This window comes from Actinomadura sp. CNU-125, assembly GCF_001942465.1.
GTDB lineage: Bacteria > Actinomycetota > Actinomycetes > Streptosporangiales > Streptosporangiaceae > Spirillospora.
Genome location: NZ_MKJY01000133.1, coordinates 45,452 through 64,079, shown reverse-complemented (window position 1 = coordinate 64,079; position 18,628 = coordinate 45,452). Strand labels below are relative to the sequence as shown.

The following is an 18,628-nucleotide window of genomic DNA, read 5'->3' as shown; positions in this document are numbered from 1 at the left end:
GCAGCCGCCGAGCCGGTTCGCGATCGCCTGCCCCAGCCCGTCGCCCCCGGCACCGGTCACGATCGCCTTCTTACCGCCCAAATCCATCAGGTCGGTAACGCGCTTCTCCACGATGTGCCTTGGCAACCGATCGAGGCCCATCACCTCGCCCCAATCCCGTTCTTCAGCGTCCAATGTAAACTCCTCCCACCGACTCCTCCACTGGATGCGCCCAGGTCAGCAGGGCGGCAAGCCTCGTTTCCGGCCTGTGTCCGGGAGTTTACGACTGCGCACTTTAAAGATGCCAATATAGATTTCGACGCCCAGCCATATCAGAAAGTTATGGTGTAGCCTGCGGTACGCGATGGACATCCACAGGCTCAAGTACTTTCTGTGCATAGCCGAAGAGGGCTCGATGACCCGCGCCGCGAACGTGCTGGGCGTCGCGCAGCCGGCGCTGAGCCGTCATGTCCGGCTCCTCGAGGAGGACCTCGGCGTCACGCTCTTCCACCGGACGCCGCGCGGCGTCGAGCTCACCGACGAGGGCGAACGGCTGCGCGCGTCCACCGCCGCGCCGCTGCGGCAGCTCGAACTCGCCCTGCTCTATGCCGGCTCGCCCCTGGCGCGGGTCGAGCGGGGCCTGCACCTCGGCCTGCCCCCGACCACCGCCGGCGTGCTGGCCGCGCCGCTGCTGACCACCCTCAAGCGCATGTTCCCGAAGGTAAGCTTCCACCTGACGGTCGCCGGCACCGACACGCTCGTCCAGGAAATGCTGAAGGGCACGATCGATCTCGCCCTGATCGATCCGGTCGCCGACGACCGGGTGTTCTGCCGCGAACTCCTGGTCGAGGACCTGGTCGTCGTCGGCGGACCGCACTCGGACCTGCGGCCGGACCGCCCGCTGGAGTTCGCCGACCTCGCCCGCCTCCCGCTCGTCCTGCCCGCTTCACACGCCGGGATCGCCGGGATCATCGACAACGTCGCGCTGCGGCGCAAGGTGCGGATCGACTCCCGGTTCGCCACCGACTCCCTCCCGGTCGCCGTCGACCTCATGGAAGCCGGCCTCGCCCACGGCGTCCTGCCGCTCTCTGCCTGCGGCGCGGAGATCGCCGCCGAGCGGCTGCGGTACGCCCCGCTGCGCGGGCCCGCGCTCACCCACCGGCTCGGGGTGGCCGTGACGACCCAACTGGAGCTGCCGCGCGAACTCGCGCACCGGATCGGGGACGTCATCCGCAGGGAGACCGGCCTGCTGATCGGCTCCGGTGTCTGGTCCGCCACCCACCTCGCCCCAAAGCAGTGGGACCCCAACCTGCCGTGAAGCGTGGCACCGCGGCGCCCGGTCAGCGACCGGCGTCCATGGTGGAACCGCCGTCGACCATCAGCGTGTGCCCGGTCATGTAACTCGCGGAGTCGCTCGCCAGGAACACCGCCACGGAGGCCACCTCGTCCCCGCCGCCGAAGCGCCCGAGCGGGATCTGGCGCGCCATCGCGTCCTTCTGCTCATCACTTGCCTTCGACAGGAACCGCTTCATCGAGGGGGTGTCATAGGCAGCCGGGCAAATGGTGTTGACCCTGATGCCGTCCGGACCCCATTCTCGCGCCACGACCCGTGTGGTGGCACGGATGGCCTCTTTGGTGGCGGCATAGGAGAAATGCTCACACCGCCCGCCCGCTCCGGCGCCCGATCCCATGTTGATCACACTCCCCCGGCGCGCCTTCAGGTGCTCGTACGACTCCTGGAGGAAGTAGTAAGTGCCGAACAGTCCACTGTTCAGATGCCGCAGCAGGTGCTCGTCGTCGGTCTCGATGAAGGAGGCTTGCACGACGCTGAGGTTCTGCGCATTGTTGACGACGATGTCGAGACCGCCGAACTCGGCGACGGTCCACCTGACCGCGTGCTTCACCTGAGCCCGCCTCCTCACGTCGCACTCGATCGCGATGCCCGGCAAGCCGTACGCACCGAGCTCGGTCGCGACGCCTTCCGCGGTCGAGGGGTCGAGGTCGATGACCGCGACCCGCGCGCCCGCCCGGGCCATCGCGATCGCGATGTCACGCCCGAGCCCCCGGCCGGCCCCGGTCACGATCGCGGCCTTACCCGCCAGAACCTCCCCGACCCACGCCTTACCGGCTTCACTTGCCGACATGATCACTCCCGTCCTCGAACTTGGAACTCGGCACCATCTTGGGAACGTGGTGTCGACTCGACTCCGACCCATCGCTCGGTGGAACCGCGCGGCGGCATCGGTCGTCCGCAGGAGACGTGCACCGGCCGTGGGCCGACGCCCCCATCCAGGTGCCCGGATGGGAGGCGTCGGCATCTGCGCGGGGCAGCCCTCGCCCGTCAGCCGGGGCAGGTGCCGCGGTACTCCAGGACGCTCGAGCCGGACGGCCCGGGGCACATGAACGGCTCGTAGCGTGTGTCGTTGTCGACGTAGCGCTTGAGCCACGTCAGCATCATGGACGACTGGGTGTCGTTGGTGACGACCCCGCCGACCTCGTGGCCCACGCCGGCCAGATTGAGGTACGCCTTCTCCGAAGCCGCCGGGATCTGCTCGTAGAACGGCTCGGCGTGGGAGGCCGGGGAGGCGATGGGGTCGTTCTCCGCTCCGACGATCATGGACGGGACGTTCACCGTCGAGAAGTTCACGCCCGTGTGCCAGGGCTGCAGCGCGACGGCGGCCTTGAGGTTCGGGTCCTTGAGCGCCGCCTCGAGCGCGGCACCACCGCCCATCGAGTGGCCCGCGACCGCCAGTCGGGTGGGGTCGACGCGATCACGCACGGCGCTGGACTGGGTCAGGTAGGTGAGCCCGGCTTTCAGCGCCGCGGCCCGGCCGCTCGGGAATTCGAACCGCGAGTTGGGTTCGATGGTGAACACCACGAACCCGTGGGACGCCAGGCGCGGCCCCATCCACGCGACGTCGTCCACCGGGGTCAGGAATCCCGGCACGGCCGCGACCGCGCCGAACGTTCCCTGGCTGGTGTCGGTCGGGTAGTAGATCGCGCCGCCCGCGAAGCCGGACTGGGCGGGCACGGTGGCCGTCGCGTAGGCGAACGGACCGTCCTCGGTGATGTTCTGCGCCGTGGGCGCGGGCCCGCGCTCGTACGGGTTCTCCTGCGCCGCGAGTGCGCGCCCGACGGAGCCGGGGGCGAGGAGGGCGGCCAGCACCATGAAGGTGGCCAGCAGGGTGGCGACCACCGAGTGCGGGGATCTGGACTTGCTCACTTGCGCTCCTTGCTTGGGGGTGGGAGAGGTAAAAATTCGCATCCGCTTTCTCCTCGGGGGAGGGGGTGGAGAGGATGCTTCCTACCGGCCAGTAGATCTCTTGGAGATTAGTCTGTGAACATTGCGAAAACAAGCATCAGAGAGACATCGTGGCAATACATTGCCAAGGGAACTATGTTGCGCGAACCAAGGAAATACGCCCACCCCCTCAACATCGAAGATGAGGGGGTGGACGTATTTCGAATTTCAGCGAGTGGCGTTCAGCCGGCCGCTGTGGAGATGATGATCGCCTTGAATGAAAGGTGTCGCCGCGCTATTCGAATGGTGGCGGTGGCTCCGCGGTGCGGGTGTGCGTACAGGCACCTGGTTCGGGATCAGCGGACGACCACGCGCACACGGCCGAGGCCGGTCACGCGGGCGTAGGGGGTGTCGGGATCGCCATCGCGCTGGACGGTGGCCCGCAGTGCCGGGTAGTAGGTGCCGGGCTCGGTGTAGGTGTACGTCTCCCGTAGATGCACGGTTCGCCCGGGACGCCGGAGAGGTGCGGCCGCGGGCTTTCCGCCGTCGGTGAAGTCCCATTCGGCGGTGACGATCTCGCCCGCTCCCAGCGGAGCCTGAGCCTTGGCCGTGAAGGTGACGGGCGTGCCGGCTTTGACCTCGACGCGGTCGGTGCCGCGGACCGTCAGGTCGACGACGGGTTGGACACCGCGTCGCGCGGTGGCGTTCGACGGCACTCTCACCTGGCCGTTTTTCACGTCGTAGCGGGTCGATCGCGGAGGCGCGACGTCTCGTTCCGCCCAGGCGCTGACATCCCGCACGGCCTGCTGCAGGATGCCGGTGTAGTCGACGAGGCCGGGAAGGTGGGCACCGATGTGGTCGGCGTCGTCGTTGTACCAGACACGGAATTCGTCGTTGTAGCGCGCTCCCAGTGCCCGCTTTACTTGCCGGCCGTACCAGTCGCCGTGCCAGGGATAGGCATCGACGTCGAGGAGGTTGGTCACCATGATGACCTTGCCGGTGATCTCGCCGGTGTGGGTGCCGCCGCCACTGACGCCTCGGGAGATGGTGGGACCCGCCTCAATGGGACGCTGCGGAGGGATCGGCTTCCCGTCGGCGTCCCGGAATTGGTCCCAGACGTCGAATCCGGAGCGCTTCGGGACCTGATGCCGGTGGTAGGTGAGAGCCGCTAGGGACCACCGGTTGTCGATGCGCAGGCGATTGCCCTCGGCGAGGGCGTCGAGCACCTCGGGGGCGTTCCCGCTCCCGATGGTGAAGGTCTTCGCCGCCGGGTCCAGGGAGCCAGTGAGCGTTCCCACCTTGGTGCCGTCGGCTTGATAGACCGTGAAATCGAAGGGGGTCAGATCCGGATTGGCGGGGGCGCCGTCGAGGGACAGTTTCGTCGGTGCGCCCTGATCGTTCCGTTCGACCCGCTTTATGCTCGCAGCGTGATCGATCCGCGCCGCGCGGACCAGGTCGCCGAGTTCCGACCGTTCGGTGCCGAGGTAGCCGGGCTTGCTCCAGAAGTCGTCCGCGTACGTCGGGTCCATGGTCTTGACCGTGGCCGCGAAGCCGAGCAACCCGTCGGGTGTCTCCAGGCCGAGGACGTACGAGGGGTTCTGCCATCCCCGCAGCGGGACGCCCATCGCCGTGACCTCGCGGAGCACCGATCGTTCGACGGCGGTGAGCCCGGCGTACGGGTCGCCCGAACCGCCGGGACGGACGGCGTCCGCGATCCGCGGGGCCTTGTCCCGGAGGACGAGGCGGGCGAAGGCGCGGACGAAGAAGTTGTTCGGTATCGATGTGGGTGTTCCCGGGATGTACGGGACGGCGCCGTCCCACACGCCGGTGGTGTTCTCGATCGCGCCGATCGTCTGGAAGGAGCCGCCGCTGCCGCCGAAGATGTAGCCGTAGATCTTCTGCCGCGACATCCCGTAGTGGCGCGCCGCGACGGTCTTGGAGAACTTGGCCGCGGCGGCGTCGGCACGGTAGCCGGCGGTGCCGGTGATCTGGACGGTGTAGGCCCCGCTGTCGGCGCCGAAGCCGATGGTCCCGGCCGTCGCGTTCTCGTTCTGGGTCGGGTAGACGAGCTGGTAGAACCGGCCCTCCCACTGATCCTTCGGCGGGTAGTAGAAGTTGAACTTGACGCCGGTGCCCTCGAAGTGTCCCGATACTCGGTGGTGCGGCACCGGGGCGCTCTGGTCCGACTCGCCGTCGATCACTGGGCGGCTGTATTGCGGGTCGACACATTCCGGGGTGATCCACATCGGCCCGTCGGCCTCACGTGGCGCGCATTCGGGCGGCTGCGCCGCCGCGCTCACCCCCGGTGCCAGGGACGAGGCCACGACCGCGACGGTGCTCGCCGCCGCGAGCCGAAGGATCGGCCGGCTGGGGTGCGGCGGTACCGCGCCGTGTTCATCGGGGGTCCATCGGTCCGGTTCGCTCATCGAGATCTCCTGGGGGTGGGGGTTCTTCCGAGGCGAGTCGCAGGCGCCTTGCGCGGCGGAGACGTTGCTTCTCCGGGTCGGCGACCGGGGCCGCCATCTGGAGCCGGCGGGTGTAGGGGTGGCGGGGCGCCGTTGAGATGTCGCCGGCCTTGCCGATCTCGACGATGGCGCCGCGGTGGAGGACGGCGATGCGGTCGCTGACCTGGTTCACGACACCGAGGTCGTGGCTGATGAACAGGTACGCGACGCCCGTCTCCCGCTGAAGATCTTTGAGGAGGGCGAGCACTCGTGCCTGGGTGGTGACGTCCAGGGCGCTGGTGGGTTCGTCGCAGATGATGACCGCGGGGTCGAGGGCGAGGGCCCGGGCGATCGCGATCCGCTGCCGCTGCCCGCCGGAGAACTCCCGCGGGTACCGGTCGCCGGCATCGGCGGGCAGGCCCACGGCGTCGAGCAGGCCCCGCACCCGCTCCCGGCGTCGCGACGTCCCAGTCGCCGTGAGCGGTTCGACCAGGATGCTCTCCACCGTCATCGACGGGTTCAGCGACGAGTACGGGTCCTGAAACACGACCTGTATGTCGCGGGCGACCTTGCGCCGCCGGGCACGCGGAAGATCGCTGATGGTCTCGCCGCGGAAGCTGATCGAACCGCCGGACACGGGAGCGAGCCCCAGCACGGCGCGGCCGATCGTCGTCTTCCCGGATCCGGACTCGCCGACGAGACTCAGCGTCTCCCCGGCCTCCAGTTCGAACGAGACACCGTCGATCACCGTGGTACCGCCCCGCCTGCCGCCGTAGCGGACGACGAGGTCGTCGACCCGCAGAACCGGTTGCGCCACCTCAGACCTCCGCGATCTCGACGCTGCGGGACGACTCCAGCAGCTCCCGCGTGTACGCGTCGGCGGGCGCTGTGAAGAGCGAGTCCACATCGCCGCGCTCGACGATCCGTCCGGCCTTCATCACGCTCACCACATCGCAGATGTCCGCGACGACGCCGAGGTTGTGGGTCACCAGGACCATGGCGAGCCCGCGTTCCTCTCGCAGTTCCCGGAGGAGTTCGAGGACTTCGGCCTGCACGGTCACGTCCAGGGCGGTCGTCGGTTCATCTGCGATGATGAGGTCGGGCTCGGAGGCGACCGCGCCGCAGATGAGCACGCGCTGCGCCATGCCCCCGGAGATCTCGTGCGGATAGAGCCGGAAGACGCGCTCGGGGTCCTTGATGCCGACTCGAGCGAGCAGGCCGAGCAGCTTCTCCTCGGCCTCGCGTTTCGGAATCTTCTTGACCGCTCTCAGCCCGTGCACGAGCTGGGCGCCGACGGTGAACGAGGGGTCGAGATTCGACATGGGCTCCTGCGGTACGTAGGCGATGCGTCGGCCGCGTGCCCGCCGCATGAGCTCCTCGTCGGCCAGCAGGTCCCGGCCGTCCAGGAAGATGCCTCCGCCGAGTACGAGCGCCTCCCGGGGGAGCAGGCCCAGGACCGAGAAGGCGATCTGGGTCTTGCCCGACCCGGACTCGCCTACCAGCCCGTGGATCTCGCCGCGCCGCACGTCGAGATCGACGCCGTGCACGACCTCCCGCACGTCCCGGTCACCGCCCGGATATCCGATGCGCAGGCCGCGGACGGACAGGAACGCGTCCGCCGACGGCACGTGCGCACCGGCCATGTCCTGTGGGGACTCGTCCCGTGCCCGCCGGACGAGCCCGCGACGGCGGCGCGCCGGGAGCCTCATGCTGTGTGCGGACGCCTGGAGCACGTCGCGCAGGCAGTTGCCGAGAAGGACGAACGCGAGGATGGTCAGGCTGATGATGAGGGCAGGCCAGAGCACTCCCGTCCTGTTGTTGTAGATGTTGTCGAGGGATTCCTGCAGGACGCTCCCCCAGGACGGCTGCGCCGGATCGCCGAGGCCGAGGAAGTCGACGCCCGCCTCGATCGCGATGCCCGCGGCGAGGACGAACGCGCTCTGGATGATCACCGGCGCGCGCACCGCCCACAGCACGTGCCGTCCGATGATCCGCGGGTCGGACAGGCCGACCACCTTCGCCGCGTCGACGTAGAGCTCGCCCCGGACGCCGACGACCACGGATCTGACCAGGCGGTAGAACGTCGGCGCGGTGAGGAGCCCGAAGACGGCCATGGCCGCGGTGACGTTGGGTCCCGTCCGGATGTAGAGCGCGATGAGCAGGACGATGCCCGGCAGGGACATGATGACGTCGGAGACCCAGTTCGACACCGTCTCGAACCTGCCCCGGTAGAAACCGGCGGCGAGACCGCTCGTCACCCCGAGCGTGACCGAGACGACCAGGACGATCAGGCAGGCGAGCAGCGTCTGGCGCGTGCCCCACATGAGTCTCGACAGGATGTCCCGGCCGGTCGCGTCCCCGCCCAGCGGATGCTCGGACGTGAACGGCGGCGCGTTCACGCTCTGGAGATCGGTGACGTTCGGCCCGGTCGGCGCCAGCCAGGGACTGGCGAGCCCGAGGATCGCCACGGTGATCAGGAAGGCCAGGCAGATCGCCCCCTGCGGGTGGGTCAGCAGCCGCCGCAGGACGGACCGTTTCCGGGCGTCCGGCCGCTCCTCCGGGCCGGTGGCCTCCACGGGAGGAGTCGCGGTCATCGTTTCCTCGCCTTCGGGTTGACGGCGTAGTTCGCCAGGTCGCCCAGCAGGTTGACCGTGAGGACGATGAGGACGGTCACCAGGACGCACCCCATGACGAGCGGCACATCGCCCTGCTGGGCCGAGCCGTTCGCGAGCTGCCCGAGCCCCGGGATCGCGAACACGTCCTCGACGAAGATCGCACCTCCGATGAGCGCGATCGTCTGCAGGCTCAACACGGTGAGCCCGGGACCGGCGGCATTGCGCAGAACGTGCCGGAACACGACCCGCGACTCGGGGATCCCCCGAGCGCGCAGCGTCCGGACGAAGTCCCGGGAGAGGGTGTCCAGGACCGCTCCCCGGAACTGCGAGGCCGCACTGGCGATCGACCCGATGAGCAGGGCGAGGACCGGGAGCGTCACGGACTCGATCCAGCCTGGCAGGCCGTCGCTCATGGGCACGTATCCGGTCGCTGGGAAGATCCGCATGGAGACGGCGAAGGCGAAGATGAGGACGATCGCGGTGATGAACGGTGGGACCGCCGCGCCCAGCACGGCCAGGAACTGGACGACCCGGTCGATCCACCCTCCGTACACGGCCGCGGCGACGCCGGCGAGAACGCTCACCACGAACGTCAGCAGCAGTGTCACGATGATCAGCGTGAGCGTCACGGGTGCACGCGTCGCCAGCGCGGACGTCACGGACTGCCCCGTGAAGAACGAGCTGCCGAGGTCGCCGGTGAGGACTCCGCCCAGCCAGTCGCCGTACTGGACGAGCAACGGCCGGTCGAGACCGAGCCGCACCATTTCCGCCTGGACCTCGGCATCGGTGGCCCGGACGCCCAGGACGCGCGCGCGATGCCCGGCCCGTTCCCGTACATCAGCGCGAAGGTCACGAAGCTGACGAGGAACAGCACCGCCACCGAGCGCCCGAGCTTCAGAAGCACAGAACCGAGCATCCGCGGCTCCAATCGTTCTTCGTCCCCCGTGCGTCTAGCGGAAGTCCCGGAGGAGCGGGTGGAGCGCCGCATAGTCCGTCGCCTTCTGCACGATGATGTCCGGGTTGTACGCATAGAACCCGTCGGGGTAGACCATCGGGACGAACCACGCCTGGTCGATGATGTAGCGGTTGATCTCCTGCTGGGCCTTGGCCGACTCCTGCTCACCCGTGGCCGTGGCGACCTGGTCGTACAGCTTCTCCACCGTCTTGTCGGGCTGGTGCATGACGTTCCAGATGCCGTCGGGAAGGACGTAGTCGTAGATGTCGAGCAGCGAGTCTCCGTAGTTGCCGAGCGGCCACAGGGGTATCGGGTACTTGCCGCTGAGCAGTTCGCTGATGGCGTTCGGCCCGGACAGCGTGACCTGCTTGACTTCGATGTTGAGCAGTCCCAGCTGCTGCTTCACCACCGGCATCAGGGTCTCGAGGCCCTGCCCCTGCATGACGGGGATCTCGACGCTGAACCCGTCGGCGTACCCGGCCTTCGCCATGAGCGCCTTCGCGGCCTCGACGTTGTAGGGGTAGGGGTCCTGCAGCCCCTCGATGTACGCGGCGCTGCCGGGCCGGAAGATCTGGAACGCAGGCTCGGCCCGCCCCTGGTACAGCTGCTGCGCCATGGCCTTCTTGTCGAACACCATGTTCATCGCGCGACGGACGTCGACGTTGCCCAGCGCGGGGACCTTTTTGCCGAGGTGGTCCGTCAGCAGCAGCCGGGTGGTCGCCCCGCGCAGTGTCTGCGTCTTCAGCCCGGCCGACTTGGCCTCGTTGTAGGTCGTGTTCTGGATGAGAGAGCCGTCGATCTGTCCTGTCCGCAGAGCGTTGACCACCGCCGACTCGCTCGTGAGCACCTTGATGACGAGCTTCTTGTACGGGTAGTTCTTCGCGTCCCAGTAGGACTCGTTCTTCGTGAACGCGTACACGGAGCCGCGAGTCGTGCCGGACTGGTCGAGCACGTAGGGGCCGGACCCGACGGGAGCGTTCTCCGTTTTCCCCGAGGCCAGGTACTTCGGGCTGGCGACCAGGAAGTCGCACAGGCGCAGGGACAGCAGCGGGTTCGGCTCCGCGATGTCGATCTTCACTGTTCGCTCGTCCGGCGTGCTGACCTCGAGACCGGCGAGACGGGCGCGCCGGCGGCGTTCTCCTTCGCGTAGTCGTAGGACTTCTTGACGGCCTCCGCGTTCACCGGGGTGCCGTCGGAGAACTTCATCCCGGCGCGCAGCTTGAACGTCCCGCCCGTGTTGTCCTTCTTGAACGTCCAGGATTCGGCGATGTCCGGCAGCGGTGCGCCGCCGGCGTCGCATTCGATCAGTGTGCTGTAGACGGCGTCGGCGGCCCAGCCCTGGTATCTGGGCTGGTCGGCCGGGTCCCAGCCCGGGATGTCCGCCGTCATCCCGAGGGTGAGGGTGCCCGTGCCTCCGGCATCCTCGGCCCCGCCCGAACCACAACCGCCCACCGCCGCCAGTGCGACCAGCGCCGTCGCCATCGCCAGCGCGGCGCGGGCGGGTCGTTGCCTGCTTCGCATTGTTGCTCCTTCGGACCCGAGTGACGCTCAGGGCGAGGACCTGCCCGACCAGCGCGGGAGCGTCCTTTCGGCGCGTCGAACTGTATGCCGATGACTATTGTGAAACGTTCTACACAGTCAGGATGACGATAGGTCGGACAGGTGAGATGTATAACGTTCTACGGAAGAACGTAGAGACTGGACCGCGAAGACGTCAAGAGCATGTCCGGAAACCGCGATGTAACGGTTCCGCAACGTCCCCGCCATGCGCTGGGACGACGGCGGCGCTACGACGGCGACGCGCTCGTGCTGCGGGGGATGAGGCGAGGCGCGACGATGTAGCGCACCGGCTCCCTGCGTCCGTCGATCCGTTCGAGGAGGAGCCTGGCGCTCTTCGAGCCGGTCAGGTGGCCCGACTGGTCGACCGTCGTCAGGGATATCCGGCCGATCGTCGCGATGTAGATGTTGTCGTACCCGACCACCGAAACGTCCTCCGGCACCCGGAGACCGAGTTCTTCCGCCGCCCGCAGCACGCCGAGCGCCGTAATGTCCGCGCCCGCGAAGACGGCGGTCGGCGGCGCGGGCCTGGAGAGCAACTCCAGGCCCGCGCGGTACCCGCCTTCCTCGGTGTAGGACGTCTCGGTGATATCGGGAACAAGGCCGTGCCGCTGCGCGGCCTGGACGTAGCCGTCGCACCGCGCGGTGTGGGAAAGGACGAAGGGCCTCTCCAACCCTCCCGACGAGAGACTCGTGAACGCGATGCGCCGGTGCCCGAGGTCCACGAGGTGTTTGACCACCAGCCGCGCACCCTCGTGATCATCGTCCACGACCGTGTCGTATCTGTCGGCCCCGCCATGTCTCGCGACCACGACCGTGGGCAGACGAGAGCCCAGCCGATCCAGATACGACTTATCCATCCAGGGGGCGATGAGGATGAGACCGTCGACCTGCCGGTCGACGAGCGCCTCGATGCTGCGCTTCTGACGCTCGGGCGACATTCCCCCGGCGACGAGGATCTCCTGGAAGGGGGTCGCGTCCAGCTCGTCGGTGATCCCCTCGACGATCTCCGGCTGGAAGGGCGACGACAGCTCCACGAGCATGACGCCGACGGTGTAGGAGCGACCCCGCATGGCGCGCGCGCCGGCATGCGGCCGGTACCCGAGGTGCTCGATGGCCGCGGTGACCTTCTTCCTCATCTGCGGGCTGACACCGTAGGCGTCGCGGAGCACCTTGGAGACCGCGGAGACCGAGACCTGCGCTTCCCTCGCGACATCCTGGATCGTCACGCGACGCCCGCCGGTGGACCGGGCCGTAAGCGCCCGGTCGGCCTCTGGCACAGTCGCCGCGTCCCCCTGGACGGCGTCGTCCCGGCCGCTCTCCTCATCGTCCACGCATTTCATCCTACAGGTGCGTAGAACGTTGCACTCGACGATCATTACACTATTGACGCCACCCGAGACTCCTCCATACACTTTCTGTAGAACGTTATACATACGGTCCGGCACGCGAGAACCGTCTGGATTCGCGCGCGAAGTTCCGAGCAACGCCTGCCTTTTGCACGCCTCGGTCCGGCCATCCTCAACGAGAAGTTTGGAGACCTGCATGGTCGTGGCCGTCGCTCCCAGCGCGCCCCGTTTCGAGCACCGCACCGACGCCTCGCCGGTTCTCGGCGTGAACGACAGCGCTCCCCGCCTGTCCTGGACGGTCCCCGAAGCGGCCCCGTCATACGAGCAGACCTCCTACGAAGTCGAGATCACCCGGGACGGGCGCAGCGACCGCTACCGCGTCGACAGCGTTGAGCAGGTGCTGGTCCCCTGGCCGGCGGAGCCGCTCGCGTCCCGCGATGCCGCCGCGGTCCGCATCCGGGTCGCCCACAAGGACGAGTGGAGCGGCTGGAGCGAGACTGCCGTGGTCGAGGCGGGACTACTCGACTCCGCGGACTGGACGGCGGACTTCGTGAGCCCCGCCCGCCTCGGCGGCATCAACATGCCCGCTCCGGTACTGCGCGGTTCGCTCATCGTCCCCGGCGAGGTCCGGAAAGCCCGCCTCTACGCCACAGCGCACGGTACGTACGTCCCCACGCTGAACGGACGGCGCGTCGGCGACGACGTTCTCGCACCGGGCTGGACGTCCTACCGGCACCGCCTGCGGTACCAGGTGTACGACGTCACGGACCTGGTGCACGACGGAGAGAACGCGTTGGAGGTCCTTCTGGGGAACGGGTGGTACCGGGGACGCCTCGGCTTTCACGGGCAGCGCGCCCTCTACGGGGACCGGCTGGCGCTGCTGGCGCAACTCGAGGTCACGACCACCGACGGGCGGGTGCACGTGCTGGCCACGGACGGTTCGTGGACCGCGCGCGAGAGCGAGGTCCTCGCCGACGACCTGTACGACGGCCAGCTGACCGACCTGCGCCGCCGCGGCGGCGGGTGGCGCCCGGCGACGGACCGGGTGGAGGTGGTGGGAGGCGACCGCGCTCGCCTGGTCGCTCCCCAGGGCCCGCCCGTTCGCGTCACCGACGTTCTCCCGGCGCGACGAGTGTGGACCTCTCCGACCGGCCGGACCCTGGTCGACTTCGGGCAGAACGTGGTCGGCTGGGTGCGATTGGAAGTCCGCGATCTGTCCCCCGGCGACGAGGTCGTCGTCCGCCACGCGGAGGTCCTGGAGGACGGCGAGCTCAGCACCCGGCCGCTGCGCTCGGCGCAGGCCACCGACACGTATTTCGTCGCGGGCGGGAAGGAGGAGGTCCTCGAGCCGTCGCTGACCTTCCACGGTTTCCGCTACGCGGAGGTGGACGGTGCGACGGGCTGCGCGCCGAGGATCTCGAGGCGGTCGTGATCGGGTCGGACCTGCGGCGCACGGGCTGGTTCTCGTCCTCGCACGAGCTGCTCGACCGTTTCCATGAGAACGTCGTGTGGGGCATGCGCGGCAACTTCGTGGACGTGCCCACCGACTGCCCGCAGCGCGACGAGCGGCTCGGCTGGACCGGCGACATCCAGGTGTTCGCGCCGACGGCGACGTTCCTCTTCGACTCGGCCGGTTTCCTCGGCTCCTGGCTGGCCGACCTCGCGGCAGAGCAGGAACCGGACGGTTCGGTGCCGTTCGTCGTGCCGGACGTGCTGCACGACCCGTCACCCGCGGCCGCGGCGTGGGGAGACGCCGCGACGCTCGTTCCCTGGGTGATGTACCAGCGCACGGGCGACCTCGGCGTGCTGGAACGCCAACTGCCGAGCATGCGGGGCTGGGTGGACAGGATGGAGGCGCTCGCCGGGCCAGAACGGTTGTGGTCGGGTGGCTGGCAGTTCGGCGACTGGCTCGACCCGCAGGCCCCGCCGGAGGCCCCCGGCCGCGCCAAGGCGGATCCCGACGTGGTCGCCACCGCGCATCTGGCCCGCTCGGCCGAAGTCGTGGCCGAGGCCGCGCGGGTCCTGGGCCGTCCCGGCGTCGCGGCCCGGTACGCCTCCCTGGCCGCCGAGGTCCGCGAAGCGTTCGCCCGCGCCTACGTCACCCCCGCGGGCCGGATCCTGTCGGACGCGCAGACCGTCTACGCCCTCGCGATCGAGTGGGCGCTGCTTCCCGGCGAGCGGCAGCGGGCGGCGGCGGGCCGGCGGCTGGCGGACCTCGTCCGCGGCAGCGGTTTCCGGATCGCCACCGGATTCGTGGGCACTCCTCTCGTCAGCGACGCACTGACCTCGACCGGCAACGTCGAGGTCGCCTACCGGCTGCTGCTGCAGACGAAATGTCCCTCGTGGCTGTATCCGGTGACCATGGGCGCGACCACGATCTGGGAGCGCTGGGACAGCATGCTCCCCGACGGGACGATCAATCCCGGCGAGATGACGTCCTTCAACCATTACGCGCTCGGCGCGGTCGCGGACTGGCTGCACCGCTGCGTCGCCGGTCTCGCCCCGGCCGCGCCCGGCTATCGCGAGATCCTCGTCAGGCCGTTGCCGAACGCCGCTCTCACCCGCGCCGCGGCACGGCACGTCACGCCGTACGGTGAGGCGGGCGTGGCCTGGGAGCGGGTGGACGGACGGTTCCGCCTGGACGTCCGCGTCCCGGTCGGGGCCACCGCCCGGGTGCACCTGCCGGGCGGCGACGAACCCGTGGTCGTCGGGCACGGAGTGCACGAATGGGACGTCGCCGTCCCGGACTCGCCCGAGAAACCGGCCCCGGCCACCGTCCGGGAGGTGCTCGACGACCCGGACATCTGGTCCGCGGTGGTCGCAGCGGCCGTCGCGGCGGGGCTGACCCCGGGGGGCGAGGCCCAGGCGGCCGAACGGCTCACCGCGTACTTCGACGCGCCGGTCGCCGGCCTCGTCCGCGCCCTCGCCCCGAATCACGCCGATCCCCTGGCGACGGCACTGCAGCGGAAGGTCGACGCGATCCTCGAGTCCCGCCGCCCCTGACACGATCGCGCCTGACGAAGAGCGGAGGGCACCGAGCATGTCCGAACTTCCCAATCCCCTGATTCCGGGCTTCAACCCGGACCCGAGCTGCGTCCTCGTCAACGGGACGTACTACCTGATCACGTCATCCTTCGAGTACCTGCCCGGCATCCCGATCCATCGCAGCACCGACTTCGTCGACTGGAAGCAGATCGGCAACGTCGTGACTCGGGAGGAACAGGTCGGCCTGGCTCGAACGCCTTCAGGCGCCGGGGTGTGGGCGCCGACGATCCGCCATCACGACGGCCTGTTCCACGTGATCGTCTCGATGGCGGCGAGCTCGCGGAGCTGTGTCGTGTTCACCGCGGCCGACCCCGCCGGTCCCTGGAGCGACGGGCTCTCCATCGCCGGGGTCAACGGCATCGATCCCGATCTCGCCTGGGACGAGGCGGGTGCGGCCTACGTGACCTGGAGCGACCTCAAGTTCGAAGGGACGGCGGTGGTCGCTCACCGGGGCATCCTGCAGTCCCGGGTCGATCTCACCTCTGGAACGCTCCTGGAAGTGCCCCGGCCGCTCTGGTCCGGTACCGGGCTGATCGCGCCCGAAGCGCCGCACCTCTACAAGCGCGACGGTCACTGGTACCTGCTCATCGCGGAGGGCGGGACGGGCTGGGCCCATGCGGTGAGCGTCGCGCGCGGCCCGACCATCGAGGGCCCGTTCGAGGGGGCACCGGGCAATCCCGTGCTGCGTCCTTCGGGCACGGGCAGCCCTGTCACCTGCGTCGGGCACGCCGACCTGGTCCGCGCCCCGGACGGGCGGGACGTGCTGGTCCTGCTCGCCACCCGAAAGGCGGGCGAACACTCTCCACTGGGGCGAGAGACGTTCGTGACCGGCCTGGAATGGATCGACGGATGGCCCATCCCGGCACCCGTCGTGCTCAACCCTCGTCCGGAAGACCTGGAAGAGCACTTTGACTTCGCGGATGGCTCCGCCCTCGCGGATCCCGGCTGGATCTCGGTGGGCCGAACGCCGCACGACGTCGCGTCCCTCGGCGAGAAACCCGGTTACCTCACCATCCGTGCCGAGCACGGTGGCCTCGACGCCTTCCGGCCGGATTTCGTCGGCCGCGCCAGCGCCACCACCGGAGCGTCTTCGAGACCGGCGTCGACGCGTCCGAGGGCAGGGGCGGCCTCGGCCTGCGCTACAACGAGGAGTTCACGATCACCCTGACCGCCGAGAGGGCTCCGTCCGGGAGCGGAACGCGGATCACGGCGGGCGCGAGCCTGCCCACGCTCGAACAGTCGTGGAGTGCCGAGGTCGGTGGCGACAAGGTGCTGCTGCGGATCGAGACCGACCTGCCGCGCGGAACTCCCCCATGGTCGTCATCGGGCGATCGCATCCGGCTGGTCGTCGCGGACGACACCGGCACCGAGCACCGGCTCGCCGAACTCGACGGGCGCTTCTGGTCGGTGGAGACGGCGGCGCCCTTCACCGGGCGGGTCACCGGCATGTTCGCCGAAAAGGGCGTCGTCCGCTTCGCGGAGTTCCGGTATCGCGGGACGGGCCGCTCGTGACGCTCGAAGCCGTCGATCGGCGGTGATCCGGCATGCCTACCGCCGTCTACCGGGAACTCCTCCGCACACCGTCCGTTCCATGGCTCATCACGACGTCCATAGTCGGCCGTTTCAACCAGGGCATGACCGGCCTGGCCGTGCTGATGCTCACCACCGAGCACCAGTCCTACGCGGTGTACAGCGCGGTTTCTGCGGCCGGCGTGCTCGGGGGGTGCATCTCCGGACCGCTCCTCAGCCGGCTGGCCGACGTCCATGGGCACCGCCGGGTGCTCTCCCTCACCGCGATACTGCACGCGCTCGCGATGGGTTCGCTGGCGCTGGCACCGCCGGAGCCGCTGCTGCTCACCACGTTCTCGCTGCTCGCCGGGCTCTGCACACCACCCATGACGGCGTCGGTTCGGGCGGTGCTCCCCGCTCTCGCCGGTCCCGGCAGGCGCCGGAGCGTGTTCGCACTCGAATCGACACTCCAAGAACTGATCTTCGTCGCCGGTCCCCCGACCACGGCGGTCTTCGCCGCACTCGGGGGCCCCCGGCTCGCGGTCGTGGCGTGCGCCGTCCTCGTCCTCATCGGAACCCTGGGCTACGTACGCGACCGCAACGTGGACACCCGCGAGCAGGTGAACGCGCCCGCCAAGGGCGGGCGGGTGCTCCGGTCACCGGGTGTCCCGCGCCTGCTCGTGGCGGGCACCTTGCTGGTCGGCGCGCTGGGCGGCGAGGTCGTCGGAGTAGTGGCCATGGTGAGCGGTCCGCAGGCGTCGGCGAACGCCGGTTTCGTCCTCGCGTGCGGAAGCCTCGGCTCTCTCGTGGGCGGGTTCGTCTACGGTTCGCGCACCCGCCACCGGGCCCAGTTGCGCCACCTGATGCTCTTGGTCGCGGGCGGGCTGGCGATGCTGCTGCTCGCTCCCAACCCGGGTGTACTGACCGCTCTGCTGTTCTGCTGGGGGCTCACGGTCGCCCCGGCCATGTCCAGACTGTTCGAGCGGCTGTCGTCGGTGGCGCCGCACGAGTCCACCACCGTGGCGTTCGGCTGGATGAGCAGCGCGTTCGCCGTCGGCAGCGCCGCCGGATCCGCACTCAGCGGAATATTGGTGACCGCTTACGGCGGCCGAGCGCCGATCGTGGCCGCCTGTTGCCTCGCCGCTCTGGCTGCGCTGCTCTGCGAACCATGGCCGGGCCTCGGGGGACGGCGCGCCGCACCACCTCAAGACACCCGATCGTGAACGGCTCACCGATCCGTCGTCCGCAAGCACTCCGGTGGCTATCCCTCCGCTTCACAGAAAGACAACAACATCTCATGAAGTACAGCCGTGATTCACGCATCCAAGACATCCTCCGCAGCGCCGAAGGCCGAGCCGTGCTAGGGGAAGCGATGCCCGACGTGCTCGAAAATGCGCAAATCGAACTACTCCGCGTCATGCCGGTCGAGTGGGTAGCCGAACGCCATTCCGTCCTCCGAAACGAGGGTGGCAGGGCCGAACGGCTTTGGCGCGATCTCGCCTCGATCGACGTGGTCGCTCCACCGCAGGAGGCGGAGCCGGTTCCCGCGGCGCGACCGGACTACGAGGGTGAGGATGTCGCCGAGGGATCGGCGGTGGTGACCGTTCCGTCGCGGGCGTCGCGCTGGGCAGCAGTGGAGATCCGGCTCGACGGTCCCTCGCACGGCAACCCCTTCACCGACGTCGACCTCACGGCCAGGTTCAGTATCAACGGCGTGGAGAAGACCGCCGGCGGGTTCTACGACGGGGACGGGCAGTGGATCATCCGGTTCCTGCCCGAGGAGACGGGCACGCTGCACTTCACCACCACGTCGACGGCGCGGAGCCTGAACGGCATCTCCGGTGAGGTCGAAGTCGGCGAGGCCCTCGACGGGGAACATGGTCCGGTGCGCGTGGACGGCTTCCACTTCGTCCATGCCGACGGCGCTCGCCACC

The 18,628-nt window shown here is 69.1% G+C and carries 14 protein-coding genes and 2 pseudogenes; 7 read left to right on the top strand and 9 right to left on the bottom strand.

Annotation, left to right across the window (positions count from 1 at the left end; translation table 11 throughout):
- The first annotated feature begins 343 nt into the window (after positions 1-343).
- Positions 344-1,297: a LysR family transcriptional regulator gene (locus BJF79_RS17470; RefSeq protein WP_075898763.1), complete on the top strand. Its 954-nt coding sequence runs from the start codon at positions 344-346 to the stop codon at positions 1,295-1,297.
- 22 nt (positions 1,298-1,319) lie between these two features.
- On the opposite strand, the gene BJF79_RS17465 is transcribed toward BJF79_RS17470, so the two are convergent.
- From BJF79_RS17465 to BJF79_RS17430, 9 genes are all read right to left on the bottom strand, one after another.
- Positions 1,320-2,123, bottom strand: a complete 804-nt coding sequence (locus BJF79_RS17465) for an SDR family NAD(P)-dependent oxidoreductase (RefSeq protein ID WP_075898783.1) — start codon at positions 2,121-2,123, stop codon at positions 1,320-1,322.
- Positions 2,124-2,320: 197 nt separating this feature from the next.
- On the bottom strand, positions 2,321-3,202 hold the full coding sequence (locus BJF79_RS17460) for a dienelactone hydrolase family protein (RefSeq protein WP_262402182.1): 882 nt from the start codon (positions 3,200-3,202) through the stop codon (positions 2,321-2,323).
- A 374-nt stretch (positions 3,203-3,576) separates the two neighbouring features.
- Positions 3,577-5,646, bottom strand: a complete 2,070-nt coding sequence (locus BJF79_RS17455; protein WP_075898759.1) for a PKD domain-containing protein — start codon at positions 5,644-5,646, stop codon at positions 3,577-3,579.
- Positions 5,615-6,481 carry an ATP-binding cassette domain-containing protein gene (locus tag BJF79_RS17450; protein WP_075898757.1) on the bottom strand — a complete coding sequence of 289 codons (867 nt, stop codon included), beginning with the start codon at positions 6,479-6,481 and terminating at the stop codon, positions 5,615-5,617. The genes BJF79_RS17455 and BJF79_RS17450 overlap by 32 nt, the downstream gene beginning before the upstream one ends.
- A 1-nt stretch (position 6,482) precedes the next feature.
- Positions 6,483-8,258: a dipeptide/oligopeptide/nickel ABC transporter permease/ATP-binding protein gene (locus BJF79_RS17445; protein ID WP_075898755.1), complete on the bottom strand. Its 1,776-nt coding sequence runs from the start codon at positions 8,256-8,258 to the stop codon at positions 6,483-6,485.
- Positions 8,255-9,043 carry an ABC transporter permease gene (locus tag BJF79_RS17440; RefSeq protein ID WP_262402181.1) on the bottom strand — a complete coding sequence of 263 codons (789 nt, stop codon included), beginning with the start codon at positions 9,041-9,043 and terminating at the stop codon, positions 8,255-8,257. The genes BJF79_RS17445 and BJF79_RS17440 overlap by 4 nt, the downstream gene beginning before the upstream one ends.
- Before the next feature lie 186 nt (positions 9,044-9,229).
- Complete coding sequence (locus BJF79_RS17435; RefSeq protein ID WP_143219989.1) at positions 9,230-10,312, bottom strand: ABC transporter substrate-binding protein; 1,083 nt, start codon at positions 10,310-10,312, stop codon at positions 9,230-9,232.
- Complete coding sequence (locus BJF79_RS53400; RefSeq protein ID WP_143219988.1) at positions 10,309-10,755, bottom strand: ABC transporter substrate-binding protein; 447 nt, start codon at positions 10,753-10,755, stop codon at positions 10,309-10,311. The genes BJF79_RS17435 and BJF79_RS53400 overlap by 4 nt, the downstream gene beginning before the upstream one ends.
- 266 nt (positions 10,756-11,021) lie before the next feature.
- The gene (locus tag BJF79_RS17430) at positions 11,022-12,125 is read right to left on the bottom strand and encodes a LacI family DNA-binding transcriptional regulator (RefSeq protein WP_262402180.1); all 1,104 of its coding nucleotides are present in this window, start codon (positions 12,123-12,125) and stop codon (positions 11,022-11,024) included.
- A 211-nt stretch (positions 12,126-12,336) separates the two neighbouring features.
- On the opposite strand from BJF79_RS17430, the gene BJF79_RS60470 reads away from it, so the two are divergent.
- From BJF79_RS60470 to BJF79_RS67010, 6 genes and pseudogenes are all read left to right on the top strand, one after another.
- Positions 12,337-13,572: a family 78 glycoside hydrolase catalytic domain gene (locus tag BJF79_RS60470; protein ID WP_262402179.1), complete on the top strand. Its 1,236-nt coding sequence runs from the start codon at positions 12,337-12,339 to the stop codon at positions 13,570-13,572.
- Entirely contained in the window at positions 13,569-15,143 is a 1,575-nt protein-coding gene (locus BJF79_RS60465) for an alpha-L-rhamnosidase C-terminal domain-containing protein (RefSeq protein WP_262402178.1), read from the top strand. The genes BJF79_RS60470 and BJF79_RS60465 overlap by 4 nt, the downstream gene beginning before the upstream one ends.
- A gap of 37 nt (positions 15,144-15,180) precedes the next feature.
- A pseudogene (locus BJF79_RS60460) lies at positions 15,181-16,029 on the top strand (glycoside hydrolase family 43 protein); the annotation flags it as partial.
- 101 nt (positions 16,030-16,130) lie between these two features.
- Positions 16,131-16,697, top strand: a complete 567-nt coding sequence (locus tag BJF79_RS60455) for a hypothetical protein (RefSeq protein ID WP_262402187.1) — start codon at positions 16,131-16,133, stop codon at positions 16,695-16,697.
- 32 nt (positions 16,698-16,729) lie between these two features.
- Complete coding sequence (locus BJF79_RS17415) at positions 16,730-17,917, top strand: MFS transporter (protein WP_075898753.1); 1,188 nt, start codon at positions 16,730-16,732, stop codon at positions 17,915-17,917.
- Positions 17,863-18,495, top strand: a pseudogene (locus tag BJF79_RS67010) (DUF5060 domain-containing protein); the annotation flags it as partial. The gene BJF79_RS17415 and the pseudogene BJF79_RS67010, both read left to right, overlap by 55 nt.
- Between the last annotated feature and the right edge of the window lie 133 nt (positions 18,496-18,628).

What these genes read in the sequence shown, in the direction of transcription:
- BJF79_RS17470 (WP_075898763.1), top strand. Translation starts at nt 344, where the DNA reads ATGGACATCCACAGGCTCAAGTACTTTCTGTGCATAGCCGAAGAGGGC.
- BJF79_RS17465 (WP_075898783.1), bottom strand. Translation starts at nt 2,123, where the DNA reads ATGTCGGCAAGTGAAGCCGGTAAGGCGTGGGTCGGGGAGGTTCTGGCG.
- BJF79_RS17455 (WP_075898759.1), bottom strand. Translation starts at nt 5,646, where the DNA reads ATGAGCGAACCGGACCGATGGACCCCCGATGAACACGGCGCGGTACCG.
- BJF79_RS17445 (WP_075898755.1), bottom strand. Translation starts at nt 8,258, where the DNA reads ATGACCGCGACTCCTCCCGTGGAGGCCACCGGCCCGGAGGAGCGGCCG.
- BJF79_RS17440 (WP_262402181.1), bottom strand. Translation starts at nt 9,043, where the DNA reads ATGGTGCGGCTCGGTCTCGACCGGCCGTTGCTCGTCCAGTACGGCGAC.
- BJF79_RS53400 (WP_143219988.1), bottom strand. Translation starts at nt 10,755, where the DNA reads ATGCGAAGCAGGCAACGACCCGCCCGCGCCGCGCTGGCGATGGCGACG.
- BJF79_RS60470 (WP_262402179.1), top strand. Translation starts at nt 12,337, where the DNA reads ATGGTCGTGGCCGTCGCTCCCAGCGCGCCCCGTTTCGAGCACCGCACC.
- BJF79_RS17415 (WP_075898753.1), top strand. Translation starts at nt 16,730, where the DNA reads ATGCCTACCGCCGTCTACCGGGAACTCCTCCGCACACCGTCCGTTCCA.